Source organism: Streptomyces sp. SP17BM10, assembly GCF_036322405.1.
In the GTDB taxonomy this organism is placed as follows: domain Bacteria; phylum Actinomycetota; class Actinomycetes; order Streptomycetales; family Streptomycetaceae; genus Kitasatospora.
Map to the genome: position 1 here is coordinate 19,799 of NZ_JAQYXB010000677.1, position 12,953 is coordinate 32,751.

At 72.8% G+C, this 12,953-nt stretch carries 7 protein-coding genes; 1 reads left to right on the plus strand and 6 read right to left on the minus strand.

The annotated features are described in order from the left end of the window. Positions 1-85: 85 nt before the first annotated feature. The gene (locus tag PUR71_RS37995) at positions 86-1,174 is read left to right on the plus strand and encodes an aldose epimerase family protein (protein ID WP_329931842.1); all 1,089 of its coding nucleotides are present in this window, start codon (positions 86-88) and stop codon (positions 1,172-1,174) included. A gap of 67 nt (positions 1,175-1,241) precedes the next feature. Here the strand turns inward: PUR71_RS37995 and PUR71_RS38000 are convergent, their stop codons facing one another. The 6 genes from PUR71_RS38000 to PUR71_RS38025 all read right to left on the minus strand — a co-directional run bounded on the left by PUR71_RS38000 (position 1,242) and on the right by PUR71_RS38025 (position 12,942). Then, positions 1,242-3,359, minus strand: coding sequence for a beta-galactosidase (locus PUR71_RS38000; RefSeq protein ID WP_329931843.1), 2,118 nt, complete (start codon positions 3,357-3,359; stop codon positions 1,242-1,244). A gap of 66 nt (positions 3,360-3,425) precedes the next feature. Continuing rightward, positions 3,426-5,177: a cellulase family glycosylhydrolase gene (locus PUR71_RS38005; protein WP_329931844.1), complete on the minus strand. Its 1,752-nt coding sequence runs from the start codon at positions 5,175-5,177 to the stop codon at positions 3,426-3,428. A 46-nt stretch (positions 5,178-5,223) separates the two neighbouring features. Continuing rightward, on the minus strand, positions 5,224-6,735 hold the full coding sequence (locus PUR71_RS38010; RefSeq protein WP_329931845.1) for a glycoside hydrolase family 43 protein: 1,512 nt from the start codon (positions 6,733-6,735) through the stop codon (positions 5,224-5,226). Between the two features lie 102 nt (positions 6,736-6,837). Next, positions 6,838-8,607, minus strand: coding sequence for a cellulose binding domain-containing protein (locus PUR71_RS38015; protein ID WP_329931846.1), 1,770 nt, complete (start codon positions 8,605-8,607; stop codon positions 6,838-6,840). A gap of 172 nt (positions 8,608-8,779) precedes the next feature. Then, entirely contained in the window at positions 8,780-10,921 is a 2,142-nt protein-coding gene (locus PUR71_RS38020; protein ID WP_329931847.1) for a glycoside hydrolase family 36 protein, read from the minus strand. Between the two features lie 38 nt (positions 10,922-10,959). Beyond that, positions 10,960-12,942: a beta-galactosidase gene (locus tag PUR71_RS38025; RefSeq protein ID WP_329931848.1), complete on the minus strand. Its 1,983-nt coding sequence runs from the start codon at positions 12,940-12,942 to the stop codon at positions 10,960-10,962. Positions 12,943-12,953: the final 11 nt, after the last annotated feature.

Here is a 12,953-nt window from a genome sequence, read left to right on the forward strand (position 1 = left end):
AGCGTCATGCCGACGACGCCCGCCCGCCCGGCGGGCGTCGTCGTTCTCCGCACCTCACCGCACCGAACGCAATGGAGTAGCACCCGTGCCGAGAGACGCACTCATATCCCACGGCGAAGTGACGGTGACCCAGGAGCCCGCCGCGACACTTCCGGACGGGCGGCGGATCACCCGATGGACCTTCGGTTCGCCCGAGGGTGTGACGGTGGAGGTGCTCAGCCTGGGGGCCCGGCTCCAGGCCGTGCACGCGCCGGACCGGGACGGACGGCGCTGCAACGTCGTCCTCGGCTGCGAGGACGTCGAGGACCTGCTGGGGGAGGCCGCGTACTTCGGAGCGACGGTCGGCCGCTACGCCAACCGGATCGCCGGCGGGGTCCTGCCGGTCGACGGCACGAGGCACCGACTGGCCGTCCAGGACGGCGGCCACACCCTGCACGGAGGACCGGACGGTTTCGCCACCCGCCTGTGGGACGGCGTGGCGGTCCGGGAGGGCCGTCGGGCGGGGGTGCGGCTGCGGCTGCACAGCCCGGACGGGGACCAGGGGTTCCCGGGAGCCCTCACCGCCGAGGTGATGTACCTGCTCGACCCGGCCGGTGACCTGTTCATCGTCTACCGCGCCGCCGCGGACGCGCCCACGGTCGTCAACCTCACGAACCACGCGTACTTCAACCTGGCCGGTGAGGGCTCCGGAACGGTGCTCGACCACCTGATCCGGGTCGAGGCCGGGGGGTACCTCCCGGTGGACGGGGAACTGATCCCACTGGGGCCCGTCGCGCCCGTCGCCGGCACGCCGTTCGACCTGCGCGAGTCCCGGACGATCGCGGACCGCGTCGCGGACGGGCACCCGCAGGTCCGCCGGGCCGGCCAGGGGTTCGACCACACCTGGGTGCTCACCGGCAGGGGCTTCCGGAAGGCCGCGGTGCTGAGCCACCCGGACAGCGGCCGGCGGGTCGAGTGCTTCACGATGGAGCCGGGGCTCCAGGTCTACACCGGGAACCTCTTCGACGGCTCGCTCACCGGCCGCTCCGGCCGCGCGTACCCGGCCTACGCGGGCATCGCGCTGGAGACCCAGCACTTCCCGGACTCGCCCAACCGGTCCGAGTACCCCTCCACGGTCCTGCGCCCGGGGGAGGAGTACGGCTCGATGACGGTCTACCGCTTCCTGTCCGAGTAGGAGGACCCGGGCAGGAGGTCGGGTGGAGAAGGGGGCGGTGGGCTCGGCGGAGCCCACCGCCCCCTTCTCATCGGGCGACGAACACCCGCACGTCCCAGGCGCCCAGGCGGACCGGCTCGCCGGCTGTCACCGCCGTCCCGTCGAGGACGTCGGTCAGATCCACGGGCACCCGGGCGTCGGCGGGCCGCCAGCTCCAGTTGTGGACCACGTGGACCCGGCGTCCGTCCGGGGACGTCCCGGTCGTCGCGGTCACGGACGGGGGCAGCTCGTGCCAGCCGCCCACGGGCAGCGGAGCCAGCCAGGCGGCCAGTGTCCGTGCGAGGCCGCGTCCGGGCACGGTGCCCACGCAGGTCACCCGGCCCTCGCCGTGGCGGCGGGTGGTGACGGCGGCCCAGCGGCCGAAGTGGGGGTGGTCGTAGCCGGCCAGCACGGTGGCGTCGGTGGCGGTGAGACCCTCCACCCAGCGGGTCGCGGTGGCGCCCTCCGGAAGGTCCAGCGGGCTGCCCGGGGCGGCGCGCAGCGGGAGGTCCGCCGGCAGGTTGCTGAACTCGTCGTACCAGGCGCCCGCGGCGGCCGTGAGGCGTGGCGGAGCGGGTTCGTGGCGGGCCCGGGCCTCGTGGTCCGCGTAGCCGGTGCGGGGCCCGAGGACGAGGTGGCCGCCGGCCTCGCCGTAGGCGGTGAGCCAGTCGAGCAGGGAATCCTCGGCGAGGTGGAGCGCGGGGACGACGAGGACGGGGTGGCGCCGCGCGGCGGCGTCCGGGGCGAGGCCGTCCCGCTCGCCCCGGGGGTCGTGCAGCTGGCGGGCGTGCAGGATCCGCACCTGGCGGCCGGCGTCGAACGCCCCGCGGTAGAAGGGGTCGAAGACGCGGTGGTAGGAGGCGGGGTCGGGGCTGCCGTCCGGCTTCGCCAGCGGCGGGTACTTCTGCATCAGCCACTTGCTCGGCATCGAGTAGACCATCGCGAGGTCGGCGTCGGGCTCGATCCCGGCGACCAGCGCCCCCGCCGTCTCGAACTCGGCACCCAGGCGGGCGAGTTCGGCGTACACCCGGCCGGGCCTGCCACTGTGCGGCAGGATTCCGCCCCAGTACGTCTCGGTGCCGAAGTGCAGGGTGTGCCAGTGCCAGTACTCGATCATCCGCGCGCCGCGCGAGACGAGCGCCCAGGCGGCCTGCCGCCACTGGCCGTCGAAGGCCGGCCGGTTCTCCGAAGGGCCGCTGATCGCCTGGGCGTTGGTCTCGGTGACGAGGAAGGGTTCCTGCCGGGAGGAGAAGATCCGGTCGGCGCTCTGGAACAGTGCCCACACACCGGTGGTCTTCCACCACTGCTCGTGGTCGTCGGGAGTGGTGTCGGGCAGCGCGAGGGCGTCCTGCATGTCGTAGTACGGATTCCCGGCGGTGACGTCCAGAGCGCGGGTGATCTCCTCGTCCTCCATCGCCGGGTGGTTGTAGGCGAGGCAGGTGGTGACGAACTGGTCCGGGCGGGCGTACTCGCGCGTGATCCCCGCCTGCCAGGCGATGAACTCGGTGGTCTGGCGGGCCTGGAACGCCCGCCAGGCGACGTCGTACTGGGGCTGCTGGTTGTCGTCGGGCCGCCACAGGTCGGCCCAGGTGGAGAGCCGGTGCGACCAGTAGACGAGGCCCCACTCCCGGTTGAGGGTCTCCACGTCGCCGTAGGTGTGGCGCAGGTGGTCGACGAAGCGCTGGAAGACGCCGTGGTTGTGCGGCAGGCGCAGGCCGGGCTCGTTGTCCACCTGGAAGCCGATGACGGCCGGGTGCGCCGCGTGCCGGGCGAGGATCGCGCGGGTGACGCGCTCGGCGTGGTAGCGGAAGGCGGGGTGGGAGAAGTCCGCCTCCTGGCGGGCGCCCCAGCCCGTCGGCCGACCGGTTTCCCGGTCGCCGGCGATCTCCGGGTACTGCCGGGCCAGCCACGGCGGCACGGCGTAGGTGGGTGTGCCGAGGACGACGGCGATGCCGCGCTCGTGGGCACCGTCGAGCACCGGCGCCGGCCAGTCCAGCTCGAACCGTCCGTTCTCCGGCTCCCAGGTGGACCAGACCGACTCGCCGACCCGGATGACGGTGAACCTCGCCTCCGCCATCAGGTCGAGGTCTTCCTTGAGTCGCTCGCACGGCCGGTACTCGTGGTAGTAGGCGGCGCCGAACAGGACGCGCGGGGGCAGGGGGACCATGGAGGCACCTCGGAACGTGAAAGGGGCCCCGGCCGCCGGGTTCGGCGGCCGGGGCGGGGACTGCGGTCAGGAGGCGGTGCCGGTGATCGTGTCGCCGGACTTGGTCACGTGGTACGTGACGGTGTCGCCGGTCCAGAAGCGGAAGATGAGCGTCACCGGAGCGCCGTCCTTCAGCGACGTGAGGAAGTCGGGCTTGAGGGTGGTGGTGTTGGCGGTGTAGTCGGGGCCGAAGTTGTCGAACGCCTGGTACGTGGTCCAGGAGGCCGGGCCGGCGGCGGTGCCGTCGGCGTAGGTGGACTGCACGTTGGCCATCAGGGCGCCGTTGAACCGGGTGGGGATGGTGAGCCCCGCGGCGGTTCCGGTGGCGTCGGCCATCGTCGGCTTGTCGTACGAGCGCACGAAGAGCTTCCAGGGGACGCCGTCGGAGTACCGGACCTCAAGGGTGGCGTCGACCCCGGCGGCGCGGTCGCCGGCGAGGCGGGTGAGGGCGTCGGCGGTCAGGGTGAGCTGGTCGCCGTCGAGGGTGTAGTCGAGGAAGGGGATGAGCGGGCGGTCGCCCTGCCAGAGACCGGTGAACCAGAGGCCGTTGCGGTTCAGCGTGATGGTCTGCGCGGCGATGGGGCCGGACTTCGGCAGGAAGACGTTGTCGGTGGAGGCGGTGCCCGAGCGGGTCCGCCAGGAGCTCTGGATCAGGGACTTCATCTCGGGGACCTGCCACTGCATGGTGCCGCGGTTCAGGAAGTCGTTGTAGGCGTCCCAGACGGCGGAGGTCATGCCGTTGCGCCGCGCCTCGTAGTTGACGTGCTCGAAGTACTTGAGCATCTCTCCGCGCTCGACCACGCCGGAGTACGGCGAGGTGAGCAGGCCGTACTCACCGAGGTAGACGGGGACGCCCTTGGCGACGAGGGTGTCGTGCACGCGGGCGAAGCCCTCGGTCAGGTCCTTCTGGCTCGTGGCGTCGTAGGTCGTCCCGTTGGCGATGTTCACGCTGAACGGGTACCAGCTGTAGTAGTGCACGGTCGCCACCAGGTTGCGGTCGTGCAGTGAGCCGATCGTCGTCGAGAGGTCGTCGAGCCAGTGCTGGGCGTTGTTGGTCTCCTCCGAGGGCAGGACGAGCAGGCGGTCCTTGTTCTTGCCGCCGGAGTTGCGCACGGTGGTGTGGAACGAGGTGTTGAGTTCCCGCAGGTACTGGGTCTTCTGGGCGTCGGTCGCGTTGGCGAACTGCGGCTCGTTGATGCTCTCCATGAGCAGCGTGCGCGGCTCGTCCTTGAACGCGGTGGCGATCTGCTGCCAGGTGGAGTTGAACCGGGCCACGACGTTGTCGTGGTCGGTGGACATGTTCTGGATCCACTTCCACGAGTCGTGGTGCACGTTGATCTCGACGTAGAGGCCGTCCTCCAGGGCCCAGTCGACCACCTGCTTGACCCGCTTCATCCACACCGGGTCGATGGCGTAGGGGGCGGTGTCGGACTGGTGGGAGTACCAGGTGACGGGGACGCGGACGCTGCGGAAGCCCTGGGCCCGCAGCCCGTCGAACGTCGCCTTGGTGGTGAGCGGGTTGCCCCAGGAGGTCTCGTCGGGGATGGCGTCGAGGGTGTTGCCGAGGTTCCAGCTGGGCTGCATCCGCGCCACGGCGGCCATCGGGTCCTGCGGGACCCTGGCACCCGCCGCCTCGGCCGCCGACCGGGGCTGGTCGGCGGGTGCGGCGACGGCGGTGCCGCCGCAGAGGGCGCCGGTGGTGACCATGGCCACCAGGAGTCCGGCCGTGCGGTGGAGGCGGCGGTTGCGGGTGGGTGCGGTCTGCTGTGCGTCGTTCACGGAAGTGTCCCTTTCGTGTGAACGGGAGCGGATCCCTGACGGGTGGTCAGGGAAGGGGGCGCGGCTCGTAGTCGAACCGGTCGAAGTGGACGGTGCCGGCCGCGGCGTACATGCCGATGACCCGGCCGGTGAAGCCGCCGGCCACCTCGGTGGACAGGTAGCGGCCTTCGAGGGTGGCGAGCACGGTGAAGGTGCCGTCGGGCTCCTCGACGCCGAAGGCGAGGATGTCCGGCCCGGTCCGCGCGCCGCGCGGGGGCTCCGGAGCGATCTCGACACCGACCACCACGGCTCCGGCAGGCACCGGCCGGGCGGCGACCTCGGTGCGCAGCGAGCCGATCCGGGCGAGGACCTTCACCTCGCCGTCGGCCGCCTCGATCTCGTAGTGGTGCTCCTCGTCGAGCCGGACGGCGAGGCCGCCGCGGCCCTCGGCGGGGTCGATCAGGGTGCGGGCCCGGCAGGCGAGGTGTTGCTGGCGCCGGCCGACGAAGACCGCGTCGTTCTCGTCGAGCGAGGCGCCGGCGGCGCGCAGGGTGAGCCAGCCGGATCGTTCCTTCGTGGTGCACAGGTGCTCGGGGCGCCGGCGCACCGAGATCCACTGGGGGTGCAACTCGGCCTGGTCGAAGTCGTCCCGGGTCGGTACGGCGGGCGCGGGGTACAGCGGCCAGGCCGGGGTGGGAAGTTCGGGGGTGACCTGGCCGACCACCGGCCAGCCGTCCACCCACTCGACCGGGGCGAGGAAGGTCTCCCGGCCGAGCACGTACCAGCCGGGGGTGCCGCCTCGCGGCCGGACGGCGAGCAGCACCATCCACCAGGAGCCGTCGGGCGCCTGGACGAGGTCGGCGTGCCCGGTGTTCTGGATGGGACTGTTGGTGCCGCGGTGGGTCAGCACCGGGTTGGCCGGACACGGCTCGAACGGGCCGGAGGGCGACGGGCCGCGGGCGATGGAGACGCCGTGGCCGCGCTCGGTGCCGCCCTCGGCGATCATCAGGTACCAGTAGTCGCCGATCCGGTACAGGTGCGGGGCCTCGGGCGCCATGGCGCCGGGGGTGCCGGACCAGATCCGGTGCGGCTCGCCGAGGGTCTCGCCGGTCGTCGGGTCGATGCGGACCTGGGACACCCCGGCGACGGTGCACCAGCAGGTGCCGTCCTCGTCCCAGGCGAGGTCCGGGTCGATCCCGGGGACCCCGGGCAGCCGGACCGGGTCGGACCAGGGGCCGGCCGGGTCGGTGGCGGTGAACAGCATGGTGCCGCCGTCGCCGACGTTGGTGACGATCAGCCAGAAGCGCCCGTCGTGGTGGCGCAACGTCGGTGCGTAGATCCCGCCGGAGGACGGCATGTCGAGCGGCAGGCGCAGCTGGCTCGGCCGGTCCAGGGCGTTGCCGATCTGCGTCCAGTTCACCAGGTCGCGGCTGTGGAAGACCGGGATGCCGGGGACGTACTCGAAGCTGGAGCAGACGAGGTAGTAGTCGTCGCCCACGCGGCAGACGCTGGGGTCGGGGTGGAAGCCGGGGATCACCGGGTTGGGGACGGTGTGGTGGGGCCGGGCCTGCTCTGACATGTGGGCCGGTTCCTTTCGGTGCTTCGGTTCGGGAGGGGGTGGTGCCCCGGGCCCTGGGGAGCCCGGAGCACCGCCGGCTCCTCACTCGGTGGTGATCTGGAGTCAGCCGATCGCGCAGGAGGCGCCGTTGAACCGGAAGGCGGAGGGGTCGGCGTCACTGCGGGACCAGGTGGCCTTGAAGCCCCACTGGACGCTCCCGCCCTGCGGGACGGCCGGGTTGTAGTACACGTTCGCGGCGTTGACACTCGGGCCGTTCTGCGACGCCGAGGCGTTCCAGCTGTTGGTGATGGCGTTGTCGCCGGGGAAGTCGAAGCCGAGCGACCAGCCGTTGACCTGGCCGAGGCCGTTGTTGACGACCGTCACGGTGCCGACCATGACGCCCGCCCACTCGTTCTTGGTGTAGACGACCCGGCAGGCCGCGCCGGTGGGGTGCATCTGGACGACCGTGATCCCGTAGGCGGGGACGGTCTGGGCGGTCGGGCTGCCGCTCTGGGCCGTGCCGATCCCGTGGGCGTTCTTGAGGTAGGAGTGGACGGTCGGGGTGGCGGAGGACGGGGTGAACCCGGCGTAGGAGAGGTTCACCGTGGCGTCGTTGTTCGGGTCCTTGTTGATCAGCATGACGTCCACGTCGCCGTCGGCGCGGCGGACGGCGTGCGCGGAGAGCAGCGAGGACGAGCTGGCGGCCTTGACCAGCGTGTCACCGGGCGCGCCCAGCCTGCTGATCATCTGGGTGCCGTAGTAAGCGGGGAAGGGGGTGTTGAGGGCCGGCTCGCAGGAGGCGCCGCTGGAGACCATGCCGCCGTCGTTGTAGTCGGTGGCGCCCTCGACGGTGGTCACCTTCGCGCAGTCGGTGCCGTTGCGCAGGTCCCACCAGTCGACGTTGAACGCGCCGTTCTCCAGCCAGGTGAGGTAGTCGTCCGGCGCGAACAGTCCGTTGGGGGAGGTGTCCAGGTAGGCCTGGGCGTTCGCCTCGGTCACCGCGATGCCGACGTTGGGGGCGTTGGACCCGGCGTACTGGTTGATCAGCGAGCGCACGGCGCCGGCGATGTTCGCGTTCTGGGCCTGCGGTTTGGTGAGCAGGTCGGCCGGGCTGGTGCTGGTGGGGTAGGCGTGCACGATGGCGAAGTCGAGCTTCGGGCCGGCGGTCGACAGGACGGTGTGGTTCCAGTCCATGGTGTCGCCCGGGCCGACGATTCCGTCCGGCCAGTAGCCGGGGGTGGTCAGCACGGCGCCGATCTTGACGCTCGGGTCGGCGGCCTTCATCGCCGAGATGTACTGGAGCAGGTTGTTCGCGTAGGTCGTGGCGCTCTTGCTGCTGTGGGTGTCGTACTCCCAGCCGTTGCCGTTGCTGTACTCCCCGTTGCCGTAGACCTCGTTGCCGATCTCCCAGTACGTGACGCCGTAGCCCTTGGTGACGTTGGCGTACCGGACCCAGGCGGCGGCCTCCTGCGGCGTGCCGGAGCCGTAGTTGGCGGTGATGATCGGCTGCGCTCCGGCGGCGCGCACGGTGCCCATGAAGGCGTCGAAGCCGGTGTTGGGGGCGACGTACGCGCCGCCTTCGGCGGTGCCGGTCTGCCAGTGGTAGACGTCGGAGTGGCTGCCGCCGGGGTAGCGGACGGCGTTGAATCCGGCGGTGCCGAGCAGGCCGGGGGTGGCGGCGGCGTTCATGGTGGCGTCGTAGACCGGGATGTTGACGCCGATGCCGGTGGCGGGGACGGTGGCGAGCTGCAGGGCCGCGTCGACCGACACCGACACGGAGTTCGCGGCGGCCGCGGGCGGCGCCACGGCGGCGATCGCGCCGGTGACCGCGAGCGACAGGGCCGCCGCGGCTGCTATGACGCGTTCACGACAGGACTGGGCGGATGATGTCATTGCGTCCCTCCAGGGGTGGGGGTGCGTGGTGTTCGAGTGGGGGAAGCGAACTCCCGCGTTCTGGATGGCGAGGGCCCGGTGCGAGTGCACGGGATCGGGCCCGGACGCGAAGCGTGTTCCGTTCGGGAAGCGGGCCGGCGCGGTGGGGCGCGCGCGGTCGCCGGACGCATCGTCAACTCCTCTCGGACGGCTCCTCGGTGAGGCGCAGCAGGACGGCCGACGGGGCCGCCGGCAGGGTCAGGACGAGTGCGGCCGTGTCCGGATTCCAGGTCGCGGCGGCCCGGCTCGACGACGGGTAGAGCACCTCGACGCGGACATCGGCACCGGCCAGGTGGGGCAGGTCGAGATCCCTGGTGCTCTCCTCGCCGGAGCGGCGCCAGGCGGTGACGTAGGTGGTGGCGGGGGTGTGCAGGGCCAGGGCGATCCACGGGTCCTCCCAGCCCGGGAGCCCGAGCGGCCAGGCGGGCAGCGCCTTCGGCAGGTCGGCGCGGATCGACTTGTGGACGGCGACCGCCTCGTGGACCAGGTCCCGTGCCTCCGGGGAGAGCTCGGTGATCCGGCCGGAGAGGTGGATGCGGCCGAGGAGCGCGTTGGCCATGGTGAGGGCGACTTCGTCGGGGGAGTCCTCGGGCAGCGGGTAGGCCCAGACGGCTCCCTGCTCGGGCGTGACGGCCGTGGGGGCGGCCGCCGCGATCGGCGGGTAGCGCAGCAGGTCCTGCTGGTCGCTGGTGGACTGCAACTGGAGCCGGGAGAGAAGGGCGTGGTCCATCCGCATGCCGCCGGAGGCGCAGTTCTCGATCACCAGGTCCGGGTGCCGGTCCAGGACCCCGTCGAGCCAGTCGAGGTGGGCCCGGTTGTGGCCGAGCAGCCCGGCCGCCGGAACCTCCCGCAGGTGGCTGCTGGTGCCGGAGCCCGGGTCGGTGTTGTGGTCGAGCTTGAGGTAGCCGACGCCCCATCCGCCGACCAGGCGGTCCACCACCCGGTCCAGGTGGGCGCGGGCGGCGGGGTGGCGCAGGTCCAGGTGGTACCGGCCCCCACCCTCCTCGACGCGGTGTCCGTCGCGCCGGAAGAACGCCTCGTCCGGCAGGGAGCCGGCCACCGGGCTGTTCACCCCGACCGCCTCCGGCTCCAGCCACAGGCCGGGGACCATGCCCCGCTCCCGGATGCGGTCCAGGACTTCGTGGATGCCCTTCGGCCCGGGGAAGCGGGAGGCCGACGGCTCCCAGGCCCCGACGGAGCTCCACCAGTTGCCGCCGTCGTCGTACCAGCCGGCGTCGATGACGAAGTACTCCGCGCCGGCCTCGGCGGCGGCGTCGACCAGCGGCAGAAGCTCGGCCGTGGTCGGGTCGCCCATCAGGCAGTTCATGTAGTCGTTGAAGACGACCGGCAACCGGTCGTGGTCGCGGTGCGGCCGGCGCGTGGCGCGGCGGTAGCGGGTGAGGGTGGCGAAGGCGTCCTCGGGGCCGCCGTCCGTGGCCAGGGCGAGCGCCACGGGCACGGCCCGGAACTCGGCTCCCGGCTCCAGCGGGTGGCGCCAGCCGTGGTCGGCATCGTTGGGACCGTACAGCGCCGCGTAGGCGGTGTCGTCACGCACACCGCACTCCCAGCGCCAGCCGCCGCCGTTGTGCTCGATCTGCCACAGCCAGGTGCGGCCGGACCCGCGGTCCGTCAGGCCGCCCATCGGCAGGTGCCCACAGCTGGACCACACGCCCTGCCCGGCCACGACGCGGGTGCTGCGGCCGGAGGCGGTGCGGAAGCGGCCGCTGCGCTCGGGCGAGGACACGCGCAGCGGCTGGCGCTGCCAGCGGCATTCGGCGAACCACTCGTTCTCCGCCCACAGCAGGTCGGCGTTGTCCAGATCCACCGGGTCACCCCCGGTGAGGCAGCCGGCCACGAGCGAGGCGACCGACTCCAGGTGCAGCGTCCGCGGGCCCTCGTTGCGCAGCAGCACCTCGCTGCGCAGCACCGGCAGGCCGTCCGGGGAGCGGTAGACGGCCTCGGCGGTCAGACCGGTCTGCGGCTCGTGGAGTTCGACGGTGAGCACGTGCCAGTCGCCGTCCCGGGTCGCGTGGTGGGAGCGGTGGCGCAGCCGTCCGCCGAGGGCGCTGTCGACGAGGTGGCGCCCCGACCAGGAGCGGCCGAGAGCGGCGGTCGTCACCTCCACCAGCGGCAGCGGTGCGCCGGGGCGCGGGCCGGTGGTCTTCTCGCCGGGGGCGCCGATGCTGACCAGGCGGGGAGTGCCGTGCTCGCCCAGGGCGATCTCCAGCTCCAGGGCGTCGTGGCCCCAGCGGATCGTCTCGCGCGGGTCGCTCATGGTGGCCTTCCTCGGTGCGGCGGGGAGAGGGGGAACCTTCAGGTGCGCAGGACCGCGCAGCCGCCGGGCGGCAGCGCGGCCAGCGGCCCGTCCGTGAGCAGGTCGTGGCTCGGCCGGGGAAGCGGCACGGCCTCGGAGCGGTGGTTGAGCAGCAGGTGCCAGCTCCGGCCGTCCGGCGCGTGGCGGGTCACGGCCTCCACACCGGCCGGCAGGTCGGGCAGGTCCGGGGTGACGCCGGCCTCCCGGAGCAGCCTCCCCACCAGGGCCGCGTAGCCGGAGTCGTCGAGGCGGGTCGAGAGGTACCAGCCGTGGCCACCACCGAAGTCGTGTCGGGTGAGCGCCGGGCCGCCGTCGAGCATGCCGTGGGTGTAGGCCGCCAGCGTCTCGGCGCCCTCGGTGCGCAGGGATTCGCTCCATGCCGTGGCCGTCGAGCCGTCCGAGAGCGTGATCCGCTCGCCCTGCCGCAGCGGGCGGTGCTCCTCGACCCGGACGCCCAGCGCCTCGCGCAGCGGCGCGGCCGGGTAGCCGCCCAGCCGGGCGTGCAGGCGTTCGTCGACGACGCCGCTGAAGTGCTGGACGAGCAGGGTGCCGCCGTCGGCGACGTAGCGGCGCAGGTTCTCGGCGCCCGCGTCGGTGAGCAGGAACAGGGCCGGCGCGAGGACGACCCGGTAGCGGCCCAGGTCGTGTTCGGGGTGGGCGAAGTCGACCGTCAGCCCGGCGTCCCACAGGGCCCGGTGGGCGCGGCGCAGTGCGGGGACGTACTCGAGATCGGGCGACGGGAGGCCGTCGACCTTCATCGCCCACCAGGCGTCGGAGTCGTGCAGCACGGCGACCTCCGCCCGGACGGTGGAGCCGGCGAGCTCGCCGAGCCGGGCGACGGCCTCTCCGGCCGCCGTGACTTCGCGGAAGGTCCTGCTGTCCGGTCCGGCGTGCGGGACCATCGACGAGTGCCACTGCTCGGCGCCGGCCCGGGACTGGCGCCACTGGAAGAACAGCGTGCCCTCCGAGCCGCGGGCGACGTGGGCGAGCGAGTGGCGCAGGATGTCCCCCGGCTCCTTGGCGAGGACGCGGCCGCCGGCGTAGACGGTGTTGGTGCCCGATTCCATCAGCAGCCAGGGGGCGCCGCCGGCGATCGACCGGGCCCGGTCGGCGTCGAAGGCGGCGTGGGCGGCGGCGTCGACGCCGGGAGCGTCGGGGTAGTGGTTGACGCAGACCACGTCGACCTCGCGGCCGAAGGCCCACAGATCGAGGTTCTGGTAGCCGGGCAGCATGAGGTTGGTGGTCACCGGCCGGTCGCTGTGCGCACGGATGGCGTCGCGCTGCTCGCGGTAGGCCGCGAGGGTCTCGTCGGACCAGAACCGGCTGTAGTCCAGGGATTGACCGGGATTGCGGTGCCACTGGCTCTGGCGGGGCGGCAGGATCTGTTCCCACGAGGTGTAGCGCTGGCTCCAGAAGGCCGTCGCCCAGGCCTCGTTGAGGGCCTCCAGGGTGCCGTGGCGGGCGCGCAGCCAGACCCGGAAGGCGGCGGCGGTGTGGTCGCACCAGCAGAGGGTCACGTACTCGTTGTGCACGTGCCACAGGGCGAGCGCCGGGTGGTCGCCGTAGCGCTCGGCGAGGGCGGCGGCGACGCGGCGGGCGGCCCGGCGGTAGGCGGGGGCGGTGAGGCAGTAGGTGTCCCGGCTGCCGTGGGTCAGGCGGGTGCCGTCCGGGCCGACGGGCAGGGCGTCCGGGTGGGCCAGGGTGAACCAGGGGGGTGGGGAGGCGGTGGGGGTGGCCAGGTCGACCGCGACGCCGGCGGCGTGGAGGCGGTCGAGGTGGGCGTCGAGCCAGTCGAAGTCGTAGCGGCCCTCCTCGGGTTCCAGCAGAGCCCAGGAGAAGACGCCGACGGTGGCGAGGTTGACGCGCGCCCGGTGCATCAGCTCGTCGTCCTCCTTCCACACCTCGGCGTCCCACTGCTCGGGGTTGTAGTCCCCGCCGAAGGCGAGGCCGCCGAGGCGATCGGTGAGCCGGCGGATGTCCATCTGGGAACCGT

Bases quoted from the DNA above. Each gene is read 5' to 3' on its own strand.
- PUR71_RS38010 (WP_329931845.1), bottom strand. From the start codon at position 6,735: ATGTCAGAGCAGGCCCGGCCCCACCACACCGTCCCCAACCCGGTGATC.
- PUR71_RS38015 (WP_329931846.1), bottom strand. From the start codon at position 8,607: ATGACATCATCCGCCCAGTCCTGTCGTGAACGCGTCATAGCAGCCGCG.
- PUR71_RS38000 (WP_329931843.1), bottom strand. From the start codon at position 3,359: ATGGTCCCCCTGCCCCCGCGCGTCCTGTTCGGCGCCGCCTACTACCAC.
- PUR71_RS38020 (WP_329931847.1), bottom strand. From the start codon at position 10,921: ATGAGCGACCCGCGCGAGACGATCCGCTGGGGCCACGACGCCCTGGAG.
- PUR71_RS38025 (WP_329931848.1), bottom strand. From the start codon at position 12,942: ATGGACATCCGCCGGCTCACCGATCGCCTCGGCGGCCTCGCCTTCGGC.